The sequence below is a fragment of the Sphingopyxis sp. genome, assembly GCF_050725655.1.
GTDB lineage: Bacteria > Pseudomonadota > Alphaproteobacteria > Sphingomonadales > Sphingomonadaceae > Sphingopyxis.
Window position 1 is genome coordinate 1 of the sequence record NZ_JBOHHT010000030.1, and the last position, 17,305, is coordinate 17,305.

Annotated in this window: 16 protein-coding genes; 4 read left to right on the top strand and 12 right to left on the bottom strand. The window is 65.9% G+C overall.

What is annotated here, in order from left to right; all coding sequences use genetic code 11:
* Window positions 1-169 precede the first annotated feature (169 nt).
* From ACREBX_RS03640 to ACREBX_RS03665, 6 genes are all read right to left on the bottom strand, one after another.
* Window positions 170-1,468: a DNA-packaging protein gene (locus ACREBX_RS03640; protein WP_431560392.1), complete on the bottom strand. Its 1,299-nt coding sequence runs from the start codon at window positions 1,466-1,468 to the stop codon at window positions 170-172.
* A 77-nt stretch (window positions 1,469-1,545) separates the two neighbouring features.
* On the bottom strand, window positions 1,546-2,118 hold the full coding sequence (locus ACREBX_RS03645) for a hypothetical protein (protein WP_431560393.1): 573 nt from the start codon (window positions 2,116-2,118) through the stop codon (window positions 1,546-1,548).
* A 183-nt stretch (window positions 2,119-2,301) separates the two neighbouring features.
* A complete protein-coding gene (gene chrA / locus ACREBX_RS03650; RefSeq protein WP_431560394.1) occupies window positions 2,302-3,483 on the bottom strand; it encodes a chromate efflux transporter in 1,182 nt (393 codons plus the stop codon).
* A gap of 279 nt (window positions 3,484-3,762) precedes the next feature.
* Entirely contained in the window at window positions 3,763-3,957 is a 195-nt protein-coding gene (locus ACREBX_RS03655; RefSeq protein WP_431560395.1) for a hypothetical protein, read from the bottom strand.
* 399 nt (window positions 3,958-4,356) lie between these two features.
* Window positions 4,357-7,251 (bottom strand): M16 family metallopeptidase, encoded by a 2,895-nt coding sequence (locus tag ACREBX_RS03660; protein ID WP_431560396.1) that lies wholly within the window; start codon window positions 7,249-7,251, stop codon window positions 4,357-4,359.
* 43 nt (window positions 7,252-7,294) lie between these two features.
* On the bottom strand, window positions 7,295-8,386 hold the full coding sequence (locus tag ACREBX_RS03665) for a GGDEF domain-containing protein (RefSeq protein ID WP_431560397.1): 1,092 nt from the start codon (window positions 8,384-8,386) through the stop codon (window positions 7,295-7,297).
* A gap of 213 nt (window positions 8,387-8,599) precedes the next feature.
* Here ACREBX_RS03665 and ACREBX_RS03670 point away from each other — a divergent pair, with 213 nt between their 5' ends.
* Window positions 8,600-10,588 (top strand): lipoxygenase family protein, encoded by a 1,989-nt coding sequence (locus tag ACREBX_RS03670; RefSeq protein ID WP_431560398.1) that lies wholly within the window; start codon window positions 8,600-8,602, stop codon window positions 10,586-10,588.
* 144 nt (window positions 10,589-10,732) lie between these two features.
* On the opposite strand, the gene purC is transcribed toward ACREBX_RS03670, so the two are convergent.
* Complete coding sequence (gene purC / locus ACREBX_RS03675; RefSeq protein ID WP_431560399.1) at window positions 10,733-11,512, bottom strand: phosphoribosylaminoimidazolesuccinocarboxamide synthase; 780 nt, start codon at window positions 11,510-11,512, stop codon at window positions 10,733-10,735.
* A gap of 209 nt (window positions 11,513-11,721) precedes the next feature.
* Here purC and ACREBX_RS03680 point away from each other — a divergent pair, with 209 nt between their 5' ends.
* Window positions 11,722-12,645 (top strand): crotonase/enoyl-CoA hydratase family protein, encoded by a 924-nt coding sequence (locus ACREBX_RS03680; RefSeq protein ID WP_431560400.1) that lies wholly within the window; start codon window positions 11,722-11,724, stop codon window positions 12,643-12,645.
* A gap of 4 nt (window positions 12,646-12,649) precedes the next feature.
* On the opposite strand, the gene ACREBX_RS03685 is transcribed toward ACREBX_RS03680, so the two are convergent.
* Genes ACREBX_RS03685 through ACREBX_RS03695 form a run of 3 tightly spaced genes read right to left on the bottom strand, consistent with a single transcriptional unit; the run spans window position 12,650 to window position 13,632 of the window.
* Entirely contained in the window at window positions 12,650-12,865 is a 216-nt protein-coding gene (locus ACREBX_RS03685) for a hypothetical protein (RefSeq protein WP_431560401.1), read from the bottom strand.
* An 18-nt stretch (window positions 12,866-12,883) separates the two neighbouring features.
* Window positions 12,884-13,309, bottom strand: coding sequence for an SRPBCC family protein (locus ACREBX_RS03690; protein ID WP_431560402.1), 426 nt, complete (start codon window positions 13,307-13,309; stop codon window positions 12,884-12,886).
* The gene (locus ACREBX_RS03695) at window positions 13,306-13,632 is read right to left on the bottom strand and encodes an ArsR/SmtB family transcription factor (protein ID WP_248455533.1); all 327 of its coding nucleotides are present in this window, start codon (window positions 13,630-13,632) and stop codon (window positions 13,306-13,308) included. Before ACREBX_RS03695 ends, ACREBX_RS03690 begins: the two co-directional genes overlap by 4 nt.
* A gap of 234 nt (window positions 13,633-13,866) precedes the next feature.
* On the opposite strand from ACREBX_RS03695, the gene ACREBX_RS03700 reads away from it, so the two are divergent.
* On the top strand, window positions 13,867-14,235 hold the full coding sequence (locus tag ACREBX_RS03700; protein ID WP_431560403.1) for a RidA family protein: 369 nt from the start codon (window positions 13,867-13,869) through the stop codon (window positions 14,233-14,235).
* Here the strand turns inward: ACREBX_RS03700 and ACREBX_RS03705 are convergent.
* Window positions 14,232-14,648: an Lrp/AsnC family transcriptional regulator gene (locus tag ACREBX_RS03705; protein WP_431560404.1), complete on the bottom strand. Its 417-nt coding sequence runs from the start codon at window positions 14,646-14,648 to the stop codon at window positions 14,232-14,234. The genes ACREBX_RS03700 and ACREBX_RS03705 overlap by 4 nt on opposite strands.
* Window positions 14,649-14,764: 116 nt before the next feature.
* Here ACREBX_RS03705 and ACREBX_RS03710 point away from each other — a divergent pair, with 116 nt between their 5' ends.
* Entirely contained in the window at window positions 14,765-15,667 is a 903-nt protein-coding gene (locus tag ACREBX_RS03710) for a TolB family protein (protein ID WP_431560405.1), read from the top strand.
* Here the strand turns inward: ACREBX_RS03710 and ACREBX_RS03715 are convergent.
* Window positions 15,652-17,283 (bottom strand): alkaline phosphatase D family protein, encoded by a 1,632-nt coding sequence (locus ACREBX_RS03715; protein WP_431560406.1) that lies wholly within the window; start codon window positions 17,281-17,283, stop codon window positions 15,652-15,654. The genes ACREBX_RS03710 and ACREBX_RS03715 overlap by 16 nt on opposite strands.
* Between the last annotated feature and the right edge of the window lie 22 nt (window positions 17,284-17,305).

Consider the following 17,305-nt stretch of genomic DNA (forward strand, 5'->3'; position numbering starts at 1 on the left):
GGGGACCGCCGAAGGTGGTGGAGGGGGTTGGCGGCCTGAAGCGACGTTGCGGGCGGGCGCCAGCCCCCTCCGTCAGCGCTTCGCGCTGCCACCTCCCCACAAGTGGGGAGGATCGGTACGTCCGCTTCCCACCCCATTCCAGACCTTCGTCGCCTGCGCCGCGCATAAATCAAACCCGCGTCACCCCCGGCTCCCGCCCCTTCCGCATTCCCTCCAGCAACGCCGCCAGCGCCCAGACGCACGCATCGGCCCGATCAGGCGACCGCCCCGGCCCGGCATAACCGCCGCCGATCTGAAGCCCGCAAAGCTGGTCCTCCAGCGCCGGAAACACCGCGCCATGCACCACCTGCCCGCGCTCATAGGCGATCGCCACCGGCTCCGCGCGCCGCGCCTTGCCGACGCTCGCATGCACCGGCACCACCGGCAGCGCGCAATCTGCCTGCGCCAGCGTGCTCGCCACCATATCGCCGCCCATATTGCTCTCGGCCACGACCCGGTCGGCGCCCCAGCGCGCCGCCGCGCTCGCCACCGCCTGCGCCCAGACATGCGGCGGCGGGTTCTCCACGCTCGCGTCCTCGACCACCGCCAGCCGCCCGTCGCGCAGCAAGGCCGCGACCACGATCCCGCACGCATCGCCATGCGCCATCGCCGGCGGATCGACGCCGATCACGACGCGCACCGGCTTGCCGATGCTTTTCGCGCTCACCCGGCACCGCTCGACCAGCGCACGCGTCCACAGCGCGCCCTCGACATCCTCGAGCATCTCGCCGTCCAGCTCCTGCCGCCCCAGCCGCGTCCCGCCATAGCTTTCGAGCATCGCGCTCACGAAAAATTCGGGCAGCCAGGGATTTTCGCCCGTCTTGCCCAGCGTCTCCACCTTTCCCGGCGCCGCCAGCACCCGCTGCATCGCGGCATTGACGCGCGGCGTCGTCGTCACCACGACGCGCGGCCGTTCGCCGAGCCGCATCCCCATCATCAGATTGTCCCACGCCGCCTCGCCTCGCCGCCATTTGGCCAGCTCGTCGCACCAGGCGAAATGATGTTCGGGTCCGCGCAGCTCCTCGCCCGCCTCGGCCGAATAGAGCGTCGCGACCGCCCCGCTCGAAAAGCGTAGCTCGCGCTTGCCCTTCACCCAGCGCGGTTCCTCGCCATGGCGCGCGACCGCGAGCAATCCGCTCGGCCCCTCGATCATCACGCGTTGCCCGTCGACCTGCGTCGCCGCGACCAGCGCGATGCGCGCATCGCCATTGCTCCGCGCAACCTCGCTCACCCATTCGGATCCCGCGCGCGTCTTGCCAAAGCCGCGTCCGGCGCGGATCAGCCAGATGCGCCAGTCGCCCGGCGGCGCACGCTGGCCGTCATTTTCGAACCCGTACCAGCGCCGCTCCAACTCGCGCATCTGTGCCCGGCTCAAATCGCGCAGCACCTGCCGGATGTCCTCGTCGCGCAATCCGGCAAGCTGGCGCATGATCGTGCGCGACCAGGCGCTCAGTCGCTGCGGTGTCCATCGCTTCCCGGTTCGCCCACTAGGGTGCCGCGGCATCCTCAGGCATCCTCGCCCGACACGACATCTCCGGCTCTTGGCAGCGGCAGAGCCGCCTGCCCGCCTGCATCCCCGATCGGCTGCCGACGCTGGCGCTTCACCATGCGGATACGGCGGATCAGGATCGCGTCGACTTCCTGTTGGGTCGCAACTTCGCGCGCCTGCGATCGCCGGCCCTTCGCATGGCCCAACTGGATGCTCGCGCGATGCTTGTTCAGGAAACCGATCGCCTGTTCGACGGTCATTTTTTCGACCGGCTCGGCAGCATCCTCGATCTCGATGGCTCCCGTCGCTTCGAGCGCTCTACGAAGCAGCGCGGTTTCCAGTCGCTCATAGCCGATCTCGAGCGCCGCCTGCCATTGCGCCGCAAATTCCGGATCGCGCCGCCGCAACTGATATCCCGTTGACCCGGACATGCCGACCACGGCCAGCGCGCGTCCGACGTTACAGCTCTGCGCAAGCTCGGCCAGGAACGCCGTGCGCCGCGCCTTGGTCCAGCCGTTCGACCTCGCGCGCTTCACCTGCACAGGGCGATGGCATTGCGGTCCGATCTCATCCTTCTCGCCATCGGTCATGGGCTGCTCCCTCAAAGCCATCGGGCCGGACGCCCCTCCGCATCGGAAGGGGCACCGGCCCGACTCGCAATTCTTCATGATGTGACACTTGTGCCATATCAGCGTGACGATGTCAATAGAAAAGAACCTATTTGGTTATCTGAATCTACGATCGGGCGCGCGCGGCGATCGGGTGACATTCCATCAGAGGTTCAGCGCCCACCCTGCAACTCCGCCCGCCAGCACGAGCGCCGGGGCGGTGAGCTTTCCCTTCCAGCGCCAAACCATCAGGACAGCGGCGGCAAAGAGAAGGCCCGCAGACACAAGGTTCGCGGAGCGTCCCGCCGTCGACCAGCCCAGTTGCAACAGCGTCGCCGCAATCACACCGACAACCGCCGCAGCCACGCCGCCAAGCACGCGGTGGAGTGCCGGATTGTCGACGACCGCCTCCAGCCGTTCGAAGAAAATCATCGAGAAGGCGAAGGCAGGCAGGAACATCCCCGCCGTGATCGCGACCGCGCCGGGCAGGCCCGCCGCGACATATCCCGCAAAGGTCGCAAAGATGACGAGCGGTGCCGGCAGCATGCCCGCGAACGCGACGCCGTCGAGAAAGCTCGCGTCGCTGATCCAGCCGCGCCCGACCGTGTCGGCGCGCACATAGGGGATCGCGGTATACGCGCCGCCAAAGGTCAACAGCCCGCCTTTCAGCCCGGCGATGAACAGCGCGACGATTCCCGCCTCGCTCGCGGCGACACTCGTCTTCGCCGGTAACGCGGCACCCGACACAAGGACGGCAAGCAGAACCGCCGCCACGAATATCGCCGCCGCCGCAACCGGCCGCTTCGCATATGTATAGATCAGCCCCGATGCGATCAGCGGAATCCAGAACGGCACGCCGGCCAGCGTCGCGACAAGCGCCGCGCCCGCGAGCAACCATAGCAGCCTGTCCTCCAGAATATGCGTCCCGATCCGCTGCACCGCGCGCAGGATGATCGCCAGCACGACGACTTGCACGCCCAGGAAGATTGGCGCCATCGCCGGATTGCCGACGATCCAGCCCTTATAGAGCCACGCCGCGCCCAGCATCAGCACAAAGCCGGGCAACATGAAGCCGAGCCCCGCGAGCAGCCCGCCGATCCGCCCGCGCGCGACCATCCCCAGATGGACGCACAGTTCATGCGCCTCCGGCCCCGGCAAGATCTGCATCACCGCGAGCAGCCGGTTGAAACGCACGGGCGAAATCCAGCGCTCCTCCTCGACCAGCGCCTGCTTCACCATCGCGATCTGCGCGACCGGCCCGCCAAAGGCGAGGAAACCGAAACGCAGGAAGCGGAGAAAAAGCCGGAACAGCGAAAGGCTGGGCGGAGAATAGTTATCGGTCGTCATTGCAAGAACGCTCCTTGCCGCAGTCGCGGCTTATGGAGCGGAACTTGGACGGCGCGCCGTCTGAACGGGCGTCCGCATTGCCCGCACCGCCTGTTTTACCGCGTCCGCCTGAAAGGGGAAGATGGACTTTGTTTCAGCGCGACGCATGAACGTCCGCAATGGGGTGGGAAGCGGAAGATTGTCGCCCCTCCACCACCACTTCGCGGCGGCCCCCCTCCCCACGGCTGCCCGCAGGGAAGATCAATGCCCGCAATCGGCCGCTAGCAGCCCTTCCGCCGCTTATTTCTCCACAACCGGCTCCGCAGTCAGGAAACCCTGCTTGCACACCGGGCTGTCATCGCCCGCGAGGCAATCCGGCCAGCGATAGAGTTTCTGGATGCTGAGGGTGGGGCCATCGGATCCGCCGCCGCCCATGCCGATATATTGCTTGCCCGTGACCTCGCCGATGATCGTGACATTGGTGTGCGCCTCCACAAGTTCCGGGTCATAAACGCCGGCCCCGCAGGCGACGAAGGTCTGGTAGGTCGGTTCGGGGTCCAGCGCGGCTCGCCATAATCGCCGCTCCGCGCGAAGAGGATCGTCAGGCAGGGTCCGTCGATGGCATAGACGCCGCCGGCCCAGCGCACGCGCTTGCCGATATGTCGTTCCTCGAGTGCCTCGTCGGGCGTCAGCGGGGCAACCTCCGCCGTCCTCAAGATTTCGATCTCCCGCACGAACTCGGCGTGCCTATCGGTCGCAAATGGCTCCGCCTCCGGAGGCTGGCTCCAGGCGGCGGAGGAGCCCAGCGCAAGCAACGCGCCGAAGAGCGACGCCGTCCCGATGGCGCGCGAACCTGTCGAATTTCCGTTCATGGCGGGCACCTACCGCGGCCCGTTATTTGCCCGCCTTGTCGCTAACCGCCTTGATCACCAGCGCTTTGTCATCGACCAGATAGCGCTTCGCGAGTGCCTGCAACTGCGCCGGCGTCGCCGCCTCGACCTCGCCGACCCCCTTACGGCTGCGGTCGAGGCGATCGGCGTGGCTTGCGGCTTCGGCGACATAGTTCAGCCAATAGCTGTTCTCGCGCCGCGACTTCACCATCGCTTCGAGCAGCGGCTTGCGCGCGCGGTCGAGCAGGTCGGGATCGACGGGCTTGTCGCGCAATTCCTTCGCGATGGCGAAGATCGCGGCGCGCGTCGTCGCGAGATCCTTATAGTCGACATTGCTCGCGGCGAAGAGATGGCCATAGCCGGGAAATTTGTCCGAGAGGCTGGCCGCGGCGCCCGGGCTGTAGCTTTCGCCGAGCTTTTCGCGCAGCTCCTCGGTCAGCATCAGTTGCATCGCGCGCGACAGCAGGGTGAGCTGCATCGCCTCGGCGAGGTCGCTGTCGTCGCGCGCCGGCCAATAAACACGCAGCTCGGCCTGTTCGGCGGGCCCCTTGTGGATCAGCGTACGTTCGCTGCGGTCGGTCGCGAACTGGCGGATACGCGCGTCGGTGCGCGGGTCGAAGGCAGCGCGGCGCTCTGGCAATGCCCCAAAGGTCGCGGCGATCGCATCGATCGCCGCCTGCTCGTTGATGTCGCCGACGACGCCGATCTCGATCGCGCCATGCGCAAAGCTGTCGGCGACGACGGGCTTCAGCTGCGCCCAGTCGAGCGTCATCAGCTTTTCGAGCGGCGGGGTTTGCGAGCGCGGGTCGTCGTTGGCGAGGATGCCGCCGACGTCGCGGCCGAGCACCGCCGCCGGGGTCGCGTCGTTCGCGGCATATTGCTGCGGCAGGACGCGGCGGATCAGCGCGAGGCCGTCGGGGCGATAGCCGGGGTGCGTCAGGAACGCCGCTAGCAGCTTCGCCTGCAGCGCAAAATCCTCGGGCGAGGTCAGCGCGCTGCCGCCGAAGGCATCGGTGCCCGCCCCGAAACTCGGGCTCACCGTCTTGCCCGCGAGCACCGAGCGCAGTTCGTCGACGCTGTGCGCCTCAAGCCCGCCGAGGACCATCGACCCCGCCAGCGACACCTTCGTCGGATCGTCGCGCGTCGCGAGGAGGTTGCCGCCATCGACGCGGAGCGACAGCATGACCTTGTCCTTCTGGAAATCGGTCGTCTTGATGTTGAGCATCACATTGTTCGCAAAGCGGATGCGGCGGATGCCGAGATCGTCGACACGCTCGTCGCCGACGATTTTGCCGGGCGTGCCAAAACTGTCGTACGCGAAGGCGGCGTTCGCGGCCTCGGTCGGCGCTGCGACGGCAACCTGCGTCGACGCACTCAGGCTCGCCAGGATCGCGCCCGTGCCGCCATCGAGCGGTTTCTTCGCGGTCACGCGCGCGAGCGGCGCGCTGAGCCCCTCCATGCGCTTCTGGAACGCTGCTGTGACCGCGGCGGCGGTCAGCGACGGTGCCGTGGCCTCGAACAGCGCCTGCGAGGTTTCAGGCCGGACGAGGACGAAATCGCCATCGCCGGCCGAGATCAGCGCGTCGGCGAGACCGTCGCTGCGCCGCGTTGTCACACCGGCAACGGCATTTTTTAGCGCGGTGCGGCGGTTCGCAAGCTGTTCGTCGACTTCGGCCTGGGTAAAGCCATGCTCGACGGCGCGGCGCTGTTCCTGCTCGGCGAGCGCGAGCGCTTCCTTCCACGCGCCTTCCTTGGCGACCGCCCCAACAGTGATCTGGTCGAATTTCTTCCAGCCCTCGGCATCGCTGAAATAGCCGGTCAGGATCGGCGAATCCTCATTGAGCGCGATTTTTGCGAGCCGGCGGCTGACGATCGCCTCGCCGACATCCTCGGCGAGCTTGCGCGCGCGTTTCGCCTTGGTGTCGGGTTCATCGACCCACGGTTTGAAGCTGGCGATGGTGACCGAATCCTGGATCGCCGGATCGACGAAATCGTCGGCAGCGGCCGCGCGCTGGTAATCGACATTGCCGATTTCGGGATCGGCCCCCGCGGGACCGCGCCCCTTCCAGTCCGAAAAGCGCGCCTTGATCTTCGCCTCGACCGCCGCAGGGTCGAAATCGCCAACCATCACGAGCGTCGCGCGTTCGGGACGGTAATAACGGTCGTACAGGTCACGCAGCCGCGCCGCGGGTGCGGTCTTGATCACTTCTTCGGTGCCGACCGGGATGCGGTTCGCGACATTCATCCCCTTCATCTGGAAATCGAGCTGATCGATCAAGCTGCGTAGCTGATAGGTATCGCGCGCGCGGCGCTCCGAAAGGATGATGCCGCGCTCGCGGTCGACCGCGGCGGGGTCGATCGTCAGATTGCCGCCCGTCTCGCGCATCAGCATCAACCCGGTGTCGATCAGATCGTCCGACGCGTTGGGCAGGTCGAGTTTGTAGATCGTCTCGTCGAAGCCGGTCGACGCATTGGTATCGGCGCCGAACGCCAGCCCCTTGCGTTCGAGCAGCTTGATCATTTCGCCCTCAGGGACTTTGGTCGATCCGTTGAACGCCATATGTTCGAGGAAATGGGCAAGCCCGCGCTGGTCGTCGGCCTCGGCAAAGCTGCCGACGGCAAAACGCATGCGCAGTACGACGCTGTCCTTGGGCGTGCTGTTTTTCAGCAGCGCATATTTCATCCCGTTGGGGAGCACGCCGAAGACGATGTTCGGATCGACCGGCACGTCGCTTGCCGCGAAGTTCCACGCCTTGGCCGCTTCGCTCTGCGGATTGACCGCCGCGGGCGCCGCGACCTTCGCGGGCGCTTCCCTGGCATAGGCCGGGGCGGTGCTCGCGATGAGGAAGACGAGGGGCGACAGCGCGGTCGAGACGCGCCAGACAAGGGATTTGGTCATGGAGCATGATGTGGCCACCGCCCTTCGGGCGGTCAAGCCACTGTTACGCGACGCGGCCGATGCTTTCGACAGACGACGTCTTTTCGCGATCGGCGGCTTTTGCGGCGTAGAGCGCGCGGTCGGCGACCTCGAGCAATTTGCGCGCGCTGTCGCCATGCTCGGGCCAGCTGGCCGTGCCGATGCCTGCACCAACGCCGATCGACCGGCCGCCGATGCGGTAGGGCGCGGCAAGCGCGGCGAGGACATGGTCGGCAAGCGAGGTTTTGAGCAGGATCGACCCCGCGGGCACGAGGATCGCGAACTCGTCGCCGCCCTGCCGCGCGACCACCGCATGGTCGCCGCACGCTCGGCGCAGGCGCTCAGCAAGCTCGCATAATACGCCGTCGCCGATCGCATGGCCGTGTTGATCGTTGATCGGTTTGAAGCCGTTGAGGTCGAGCAGCGCGATCGCGAACGGGTTCGCCGCGTCGCCCTTCGCAATTTCTTCGTCGAGCCGCATGTCGAACTCGCGGCGATTGGCGAGGCCCGTCAGCGGATCGGTGTGCGCAAGGTCGCGCATCTGGTGCTGGAGCTGGAGCAGGTCGATCAGCTGGTTGTGCTGCTGAAGGATCATGCGCAGGAGGAAGATCGTCGCGACGACGAGGCTAGTGCCCGCGGCGATTTCGGGCGGATTGCCCGAGGTCAGCATCAGGAACGAGATCGGCACCAGCCCGATGAGCAGGTTGATGAAGGTCGCAAGGCGGATCGACGACAGGCAATAGGCGGTCGCGAGCGAGCCCATCGCCATGATCATCGCATAGTAGCTATGAGTCGAGGGCGGCGCGGCGAGCCAGTTGATCACCGTCCAGCTGCTGCACATCGCTCCCGTGGTTCCCGACAGCCACATCGATTCTTTGATCATCCGCCGCGCGCGGCGCAGGCTCATCCGCCGACCGCGATTGTGCATCAGAAGGAGGAAACCGAGCAGGCCGATGATCGCGAGCGTGACCGGGAAACCGATGCGGACGATCGGGTGGACCGTCTGCACCCCGGCATAGATGGCGGTCGGCGTTGTCGCCGCCAGCATCAGGAAAAGCATCGGGGTCAGCGTTTCGACGCGATTGGCACGCAGCAAGGCGACGTCGTCCCGAATCACGTCCGGAATCGGCGGAAAGAAGCGCGAGCGCAGCCAGTGATAGACCCCCGTCATAGGGCCGGGATAGCAAGGCCGAGTAAAGCAGGGGTTAAGGAATGAAAGCTTGTCTTATCACTTACCTAACGGCTCCACATGGGAGCATGACTTGCGAAATATTAACCATGCTTGGCGATAGCGGCCGCCGAATTTATCGCGCCTGACAGGAGCCGTGCCATGTCTTATCCGATGCCGCCGTTGACTTCGCCTACTGCTGCGCCGATCGTGCCGATGCCGGCAAGCGACCCGACGCTGCCGCAGAATGACACCCCGGCCGAGCAGGCGGCGCGCGCGGCGCAGCTGACCGCGACGCAGGCCGTCTATACGTGGACGACCGAAGTCCCCACCTTGCCCGGCGTGCCGCTCGCGACCAGCGTGCCGAAGAATGACGAGCCGACGATCGCCTGGTTCGTGATCCTGATCGGCGTCGGGCTCGACATCGTGCGCAACGCATTGACGGTAAAGCTTGGCGGCGTGGACAAGGGCGAACTTAACAGCCCGCGCGCCGAATATGAGGCAGCATTGGTCGAATGCGACGCGATCGAAGCCTCGGCGGCGAAGATTGCGGCCGAGCATGGCGTCAACACCGGCGGCAATATCTTTGAGCGCATGGTGGGCGACATCGAAAATGCCGTCGCCGCGGCAGAACGCGACGCGCATGTCGCTCTGCTCAAGGGCTATAAGGAACGGCTCGAAGAGCTGATGAAGGTCGAGGATGCCGACGGCCTTGGCAGCAAGACGGTGCGCAGCATCGAAGCGTATCGCGCGCTGTTCAGGGCGCTGCCGGTTCCGGGCGTCAGCTATATGTTCCAGGACGACGGCGAATTCGCGCGGCTACGCGTGCAAGGGCCGAACTGCATGCTGATCACCGCGGTCGGCGATTCTCTGCCCGCCAATTTCCCGCTGAGCGACGCCAAATATGCCGCCGTCGTCAATGGCGACACGCTGGACGCTGCGCTCGCCGACGGGCGTCTCTTCATGCTCGACTATAAGCCGCTCGAGGTGCTCGATCCCGGCACCTATGGCAGCCTCGCCAAATATGCGTGGCAGCCGATGGCTTTATTTGCGGTGCCGCCGGGTGGATCATCGCTGATGCCTGTCGCGATCCAGTGCGGGCAGGATCCGGCCGACTATCCGGTCTTCACCCCCTCCCCCGTCGCCGACAAGATATGGGGATGGGAAATGGCGAAGTTCGTCGTGCAGGTCGCCGACGGCAATTATCACGAGCTGTTCGCGCATCTGGCACGCACGCATCTGGTGATCGAGGCGTTCGCGGTCGCGACGCACCGCCATCTGGCCGAAATCCACCCGATCTGGGCGCTGCTCGTCCCGCATTTCGAGGGGACGCTGTTCATCAACGAACAGGCTGCGACCTCGCTGATCGCGGCGAACGGCCCGATCGACCATATTTTCGCGGGCACGATCACGTCGAGCCAGTTCGCCGCGGTCGACGCGCGCCTCGCGTTCGACTTCTATGCCAAGATGCTGCCGGCCGACGTCGCGACGCGCGGCGTCGGCGTGGATTCGGCGCTTGCCGATTATCCGTACCGCGACGATGCGCTGCTCGTGTGGGACACGATCCACGAATGGGCGCGGCAATATGTCGATCTTTATTATGCGCATGACGCCGATGTCGTCGCCGATACCGAGCTGACCGCATGGGCGGCCTGTCTCGCCGGCGAAGCAAAGATCAAGGGTTTCGGCGCGATCGCGACGCGCGCGCGGCTCGCCGAAGTCTGCACGATGGTGATGTTCACCGCGAGCGCGCAGCACGCCGCGGTCAACTTCCCGCAAAAGGACATCATGGCCTTTGCCCCCGCAGTCACCGGCGCTGGCTGGCAGGCGGCGCCGAACGGGCAGCGCGGGCATGACAAGGGCGGCTGGCTCGCGATGATGCCGCCGATGGCGCTCGCGCTCGAACAGCTCAATGTGCTCGAATTGCTTGGGTCGGTGCATTACCGCCCGCTCGGCGATTATCGCAGCAACGCCTTTCCCTATCCCTTGTGGTTCCAGGACCCGCGCGTGACGGGGGCCGAAGGGCCGCTCGCCTGGTTCCAGGCGGCGCTGCAGGGCGTCGAAGCGGAGATCGCGACGCGCAATGCCGAACGGATGCAGCCTTACCCGTATCTGCAGCCGAGTCTGATCCCGACCAGCATCAATATCTGAGGCTTCCAAAGCCCCTCCCCTTCGGGGGAGGGGTTGGGGTGGGGGCTCGCGGCATAGCGCAAGGCCGATGGCCCCACCCGCTGCGACTAGCGAGCAAGCTCGCAAGTCTCGCTGCCCTCCCCTGAAGGAGAGGGCGTAAAGGGATCAGCTGCCCTTTTTCTTCCGGTGGCTTTCGAGGTCGAGCACGGCATTCTCGCCGCCCTCGGGCAGCAGGCCGAGGCGGCGCGCGACTTCCTGATAGGCTTCGACTTCGCCGCCGAGGTCGCGGCGGAAGCGGTCCTTGTCGAGCTTTTCGTTCGTCGTCATGTCCCACAGTCGGCAGCCGTCGGGGCTGATCTCGTCGGCGAGGATGATGCGGCTGAAGTCGCCTTCATAGAGGCGCCCGAACTCGAGCTTGAAGTCGACCAGACGAATGCCGACCGCGGCGAACATGCCCGACATGAAGTCGTTGATGCGGATCGCCATGTCCTGGATGTCGTGCAGCTCTTCCTGGCTGCACCAGTTGAAGCAGGCGATATGCTCCTCGGCGACGAGCGGATCGCCGAGCGCGTCGTCCTTGTAGCAATATTCGATCAACGTGCGGGGAAGCTGCGTCCCTTCCTCGATGCCGAGGCGCTTCGACAGCGTGCCCGCGGCGACATTGCGCACGATCACTTCGATCGGCACGATCTCGACCTGGCGGATCAACTGCTCGCGCATGTTGAGGCGCCGGATGAAATGGTGCGGCACGCCGATGTTGCCGAGCAGCGTGAAGACGTGCTCCGAAATCCGGTTGTTGAGCACGCCCTTGCCGCTGATCGTGCCCTTTTTCTGGGCGTTGAACGCGGTCGCATCATCCTTGAAATATTGGATCAGCGTGCCCGGTTCGGGGCCTTCGTACAGGATCTTCGCTTTGCCTTCGTAGATCTGGCGGCGACGGGACATGGCGTTCAAACTTTCTGTCGGAACCAAATGAATGGCCCCGGCAAAGCGACTCAGACGGAGGCGCGCCGCCGGGGCGATGGGGCGCCTATAGCGGCAAAGGTCGGGCGCGTCATCCCCGGCATGACACCCTTTGCCTTACGTTTACGTAAAGTGCTTGCGTTGGACGCCATCGCTTGCGACGCTGCGCGGGAAATCAAGGAGAGAGATGGATGAGCTTCGACCAGATTCGCCTCGACCGCCACGAAGGCATCGCGCTGCTGACGCTGCACCGCCCCGACCGGATGAACGCCTTTACCACCGAGATGATGCTGGAGATCGTCGCCGCGCTCGACGAATGCGACGCCGACGACGGCGTGCGCGCAGTGATCTTTACCGGATCGGGCGACCGCGCCTATTGCGCCGGCGCCGACCTGGGTCAGGGCGCCGCGACCTTCGATTACGACAAGCGCACCGACAAACAGGCGATCCTGCCCGACGGTATGGCGGTGAGCCCGGTCGCCGCCGACGGCACGATCGACTGGTCGCACCCGCTAATCCGCGATTCGGGCGGGCGCGTCTCGATGCGGATTTTCGACTGCAAGAAGCCGGTCCTGGGGGCGATCAACGGCGCCGCGGTCGGCATCGGCGCGACGATGACGCTGTCGATGGACGCGCGGCTCGCGAGCGAGACCGCGCGTTACGGCTTCGTCTTCGCACGGCGCGGGATCGTGCCCGAGGCGGCGTCGAGCTGGTTCCTGCCGCGGCTCGTCGGCATCCAGAACGCGGTCGACTGGTGCTATTCGGGGCGGCTGATCGACGCCGCCGAAGCCCATGAAAAGGGGCTGGTGCAATCGGTGCACAAGCCCGGCGAGCTCGTCGACGCCGCGATCGCCAAGGCGCGCGAGCTGACCGACCACAGCGCGCCGGTGTCGGTCGCGCTCACCCGCCACATGCTGTGGCGGATGCTCGGCGCGCCACACCCGATGAGCGCGCACCGCTGGGACAGCCGCGCAATCTTCGCGCGCGGGCGCAGCGCCGACGCCGCCGAGGGCGTGTCGAGCTTCCTCGAAAAGCGCCCCGCGAACTTCACCGTCAGCGTCGCGGACGATTATCCGTGGTTTGCCGAGTTCGAGGATACGCCGCCCTATAGCTGAGGATTCAGTCTGCCACCCCGCCGCGCTTCCTGAAATAGGGCCGGAAAAACATGTAGAGTCCGGAGAATATCAGCAGGAAGAGCGGCGGAAGCGGCAGGTAATAGACCCATTGGGCGGGCTCCTGTCCCGCCCCGAGCATCACGAAAATGGCGAGGACGATCGCCGAAAAGAGGATCGATACCCAGCGGTGAAACTGCCGGATCCATAGACTCCAGTTCATAACTCTCTCCCTGTTTGATTATGCGTCGAGACCCGCGACGACCTTCTCGAGATTTTCGAGGTGAATCTTCCAGCCGCCCTTGGCGCCGCCGAATGCCTGCTTCTGGTCGGGACGAAAACCGACCTGCTCCATGCGCAGCAGCGTTCCGGCGGGCGTCGGTTCGAGCGTGAAGGTCACGGTGCTGTCGAGCCGGTAGGCCGGATCGTCGTGCGCGTAGTTCCAGGTGTAGGAGAGGCTGCGGCCGGGATCGACGCCGAGGAGCTCGCAGTCGACATTCCCCCAGTCGCCGCGCAGCTGGAAGCGGTGGCCGAGGTCGAGACCGAAGTCGTTCTTCATCAGCCATTCCTCGATCAAATGCTGTGTCGTCAGCGCGCGCCAGATCTTTTCGGGCGGGTGAGGAATTTCGCGCTCCACAGTGACGGTGCGCACGTCGGTATCGGTCATTGATCCATCCTTTTGAGCAAATCTTCGAGATCGTCGAACCGCGCTTCCCAGAAGCGGTTCATGCGGCCGGTCCAGTCGACCAGCGGCGCGAGCGCGCGTTGCTGCGCGCTATAATGGGTCTGGCGCCCCTCGTGCCGATCGAGCACCAGCCCCGCCTGTTTGAGAATGCCGAGATGTTTCGACACCGCGGGCTGCGAAATGCCCGCGCCCGCGGTGAGCGCGCCGACCGTCTGTTCGCCGTCGAGGCAGAGCCGTTCGAACAGCGCACGCCGGCTGGGATCGGCGAGCGCCTTGAAGAGAAGGTCGGGCGAGGGTTGCATCATAATCCATAACTCATTGGCTATGCATTTTCTCATAACCATATAGTTATGGGTGTCAAGTGCCGCCGTTGCGGCGGTGCCGCCGCCCATCGGACGCTGGAGCACGCCGTCGCTTTAGCATTACATGTGGTGATGAACCGGTCCGGCCTGCCTTCCCTCCATCCTTCGCGCCGCATCGTCTGCGCCGGAGTGCTGGCGGGCCTGACCGTCCCACCCATTGGAATTGCGAGGCCCACCATGCCCAGTCGCGCGATCAATCCCACCGGCGTTTCCTATGCGCAGGCGCATCTTGTCGAAGCGCCGACGCGCTGGCTGTTCGTCAGCGGCCAGATTCCCGTCGACGAGAAGGAAAACATGCCCACCGGCTTCGAAGACCAGTGCCGGCTGGTCTGGCGCAATGTCGAAAAACAGATTCATGCGGGCGGGATGACCTTGCAGAATCTGGTCAAGGTCACCGTCTTCCTGTCGGACCGCCGCGATCGCGAGGCGAACTACAAGGTGCGGCACGAGGTGCTGGGCGGCCATTCGCCCGCGCTGACGATCGTCGTCGCCGACATCTACGACGAGGCGTGGCTGCTCGAGATCGAAGCGATCGCCGCCGCCTAGCGACCCTTGTCGCGTTTCAGGATGAGTGCGGTCGTCGTATCTTCTACCCCCGCGATCAGTGCGATCCGGTCGCGCGCGGCGTTGAGCCCGGCCGCGTCGGCCGCCTCGATCTCGACGAGCAGGTCGATCTCGCCGCTGAGCGAATAGCAGCGCGCGACCTCCGCCATGCCGGTTACGGCCGCGACGATGTCGGGCGAGGGGGTGTGCGCGAGCCGCAGTTGCAGGATCGCCGCGATGCCGCCCTCGTCGACGATCCGCGCGTGATAGCCGGCGATCGTTCCCGCGGCCTCCAGTTTCGACAATCGTTCGCGCACCGAACTGCGCGCGAGGCCCACGGTCGCCGCGATTGTCTTCAGCGGCAGGCGGGCATTGTCGCGCAGCATCGCCACGATTTGCCGGTCGATCGCGTCCATACCCTCTCCCCCGCCGCCCTTTTGGCGCCGCCACCGCCGATCGGACGCTGGCCAAGCGCTTGCGCTCCGGCAAAATTCGCCGCGCTTCTGCTAGCGTCTTGCCGGAGAGAAAGTCCATGATGTTTGCCAGCCGTGCGCCAATGCTCGTCTCCCTCGCCGCGCTCGCGGGATGCACTGCGGCGGCGGATACGCCGGTGCCGGGCAGCGCGAAGCTGTGGACCCCTACTGCAATCTCGGGACCGGGCTATGAATCCTCGCCTACTTTTGCGGCCGACGGGCGGACGATGGTCTACCTCGCGGCCGACAAGGATTTTCGGAACTACCGGCTGATGCAGTCGCAGTGCGAAAATGGCGCATGGGGCAAGCCCGTGCCGCCGCCCTTTGCGATGCCCCTGCCGGTGATCGAAGCCGACCCCTTCGTTACCCCCGACGGCGAGCGGCTTTATTATATCTCGTCGCGGCACGCGCCCGCGAAGGAGGATTTCGACATCTGGTACGTCGAGCGCGCCGCCGACGGCGGCTGGGGCGAACCGCAGCGCCTGCCCGAACCGGTCAATTCGCCCGCCGCCGAGCTTCTCCCACGCGTCGATGTTGCGGGCCGCCTCTACTTCGGGTCGAGCCGCGCGGGCAGTGCGGGCGGCGGCGACATCTATGTCGCGACCGAAGTCCGCCCGGGCAAATGGACGGTCGAAAACCTCGGCCCGCCCGTTAGCGCGGGTGGCTATGAGTATGAGGCGGAGATTTCACGCGATGGAAGGACGATAATCACCGTGTCCGATCGCGGTGTCCGGTCGCATCTCTACCGCTATCGCCGCGAGGGTGACCGCTGGGTCGAGGCCGGGCGTATTCCGGCCGACCCCGGCCAGTTCCAGGTCGGTCCGCTGCTGTCGCCGAAGGGTGACCGGTTGCTCTTCGCGCAGCGGCACGGCGAGCGGTCGGGCGAGATGTTCCTGATCGACCTGGCGCCCGAAGCCGACCGGTCGTGGCCGCCGACGTGCGGCGATCAGGCGGCGTTATAGACGCGCCGCCCGCGCTCCGCGGTCATGCTGTGCGTATCCTTCAGCGCAGGCGAACGCGCGCGGATCGTTTCGACGCTGTGCCAGTTCGCGGTCACCCGCTCGGGGGAGAATTGCACGGTCACATAGCCGCGATCCTCGGTATTCGCCCATTTGAGCTGCGGCGACGAACGGCGCAGCGCCGCGACGCGCGCCTCGTCGGTCACGCCCTTGATATAGCTTTCATAGCCCGGCGAAGTGACGCTCTGTCCGGCAATCTCGATCCCCGCCGGTCGGCCGTCCTCGGCGAGGTCGAAGGCCCAGGCGTTGTGCGTATCGCCGGTCAGCGTGACGAGGTCGGCGTCGGCGCGCTGCGCCGCGGCGAGCAGGCGCGATCGCGCAGCGGGATAGCCGTCCCACGCGTCGAGGTTGAGCGGCAGGCCCGCCTTCGCCGCAAGCTGGCCCGCCTCGACCCGGCGGCGGACATAGTCGGGCTGCTCGCCCGCAAACCAGTCGCGCGTCTCGGGCGGCGTGAACAGCGTACCCATCACGACCTGTTGCGCGCAGACCTGCCAGCGCGTTCCCGCCCTGGTCGATGCGGCGAGCCCGTCGAAAAGCCATTTCTCCTGCTCCGCGCCGAGCATCTGGCGCGCGGGATCGCGGTAGCCGGTTTCGGCGAACTGCTTGAGCTTCGCCGCAGCGTCGCCGCTACCGGCGGCGATCTCGTCGATCTCGAACTGCCGGTCGCGCGCCGTCACCCGCGTTTCGGGGAGGAAGATCGTCGCGAGGTCGCCGACCTGATATTGGCGCCAGCGCGTGTCGGCGACGGGCATCCACTCGTGATAGACGCGTTCGGCGGCCGCCATGCGCGCAGCCCAATCGCCTTCGCCCTCATTGTGATTTTCGGCGCCGCCCTTCCAGACGTCGTTCGCGAATTCATGGTCGTCCCACTGGGCGATCATGGGGAACAGCTGATGAAGCTTCTGCAGGTCGGGATCGGCACGATAGGCCGCGTAGCGAAGGCGATAGTCGGCGAGCGCGACGATCTCGTGCGCGGGCTGGATCTCGCGCCCCGGAAGCGCATCCTTTGCAGAGGGATAGTCGCCGGCCTTATATTCGTAGAGATAGTCGCCGACATGCGCGACAAGGTCGATGTCACCGCGCGCGGCGGCGTGGCCATAGGCGGTGAACCAGCCGAACGGCATGTTCGAACAGGAAAAGAGCGCCAGATTGAACGCCTTGGTCGATCCCTGTGGCAAGGTGCGCGTGCGGCCCGTTACCGACCTGGTGCCGTCGGGGGCGATAAAGCGATAATGATACCAGCGGCCGGGTTTCAACCCGTCGACGACCAGCTTTGCGGTATGATCGCGCTCGCCCGTCGCGACGACGCTGCCGCCCGCGACGACCTTGAAGAAATCCTCGCTTTCCGACAGCTCGGCGGTCAGCGTCGCGTTGTTCGCCGCGGCATAGCGCGTCCACAACAGCACCGAATGGGGACCCGGCTCGCCGCTCGCGACGCCATGGGTGAAACCCTGCGCCATCATCGCACGCGCGGCGCCGGGCAACGACAGCGCCGCCAGCCCCATGGTGCCAAGCTTGATCAGATGACGCCGGTCGATCTCGCCCCAATGATGATGCATCGCGAATCTCCTCCTCTTTGGC

What these genes read in the sequence shown, in the direction of transcription:
- ACREBX_RS03640 (WP_431560392.1), bottom strand. Translation starts at nt 1,468, where the DNA reads ATGCGCCAGCTTGCCGGATTGCGCGACGAGGACATCCGGCAGGTGCTG.
- ACREBX_RS03645 (WP_431560393.1), bottom strand. Translation starts at nt 2,118, where the DNA reads ATGACCGATGGCGAGAAGGATGAGATCGGACCGCAATGCCATCGCCCT.
- chrA (WP_431560394.1), bottom strand. Translation starts at nt 3,483, where the DNA reads ATGACGACCGATAACTATTCTCCGCCCAGCCTTTCGCTGTTCCGGCTT.
- ACREBX_RS03660 (WP_431560396.1), bottom strand. Translation starts at nt 7,251, where the DNA reads ATGACCAAATCCCTTGTCTGGCGCGTCTCGACCGCGCTGTCGCCCCTC.
- ACREBX_RS03670 (WP_431560398.1), top strand. Translation starts at nt 8,600, where the DNA reads ATGTCTTATCCGATGCCGCCGTTGACTTCGCCTACTGCTGCGCCGATC.
- purC (WP_431560399.1), bottom strand. Translation starts at nt 11,512, where the DNA reads ATGTCCCGTCGCCGCCAGATCTACGAAGGCAAAGCGAAGATCCTGTAC.
- ACREBX_RS03680 (WP_431560400.1), top strand. Translation starts at nt 11,722, where the DNA reads ATGAGCTTCGACCAGATTCGCCTCGACCGCCACGAAGGCATCGCGCTG.
- ACREBX_RS03685 (WP_431560401.1), bottom strand. Translation starts at nt 12,865, where the DNA reads ATGAACTGGAGTCTATGGATCCGGCAGTTTCACCGCTGGGTATCGATC.
- ACREBX_RS03690 (WP_431560402.1), bottom strand. Translation starts at nt 13,309, where the DNA reads ATGACCGATACCGACGTGCGCACCGTCACTGTGGAGCGCGAAATTCCT.
- ACREBX_RS03695 (WP_248455533.1), bottom strand. Translation starts at nt 13,632, where the DNA reads ATGATGCAACCCTCGCCCGACCTTCTCTTCAAGGCGCTCGCCGATCCC.
- ACREBX_RS03700 (WP_431560403.1), top strand. Translation starts at nt 13,867, where the DNA reads ATGCCCAGTCGCGCGATCAATCCCACCGGCGTTTCCTATGCGCAGGCG.
- ACREBX_RS03705 (WP_431560404.1), bottom strand. Translation starts at nt 14,648, where the DNA reads ATGGACGCGATCGACCGGCAAATCGTGGCGATGCTGCGCGACAATGCC.
- ACREBX_RS03710 (WP_431560405.1), top strand. Translation starts at nt 14,765, where the DNA reads ATGATGTTTGCCAGCCGTGCGCCAATGCTCGTCTCCCTCGCCGCGCTC.
- ACREBX_RS03715 (WP_431560406.1), bottom strand. Translation starts at nt 17,283, where the DNA reads ATGCATCATCATTGGGGCGAGATCGACCGGCGTCATCTGATCAAGCTT.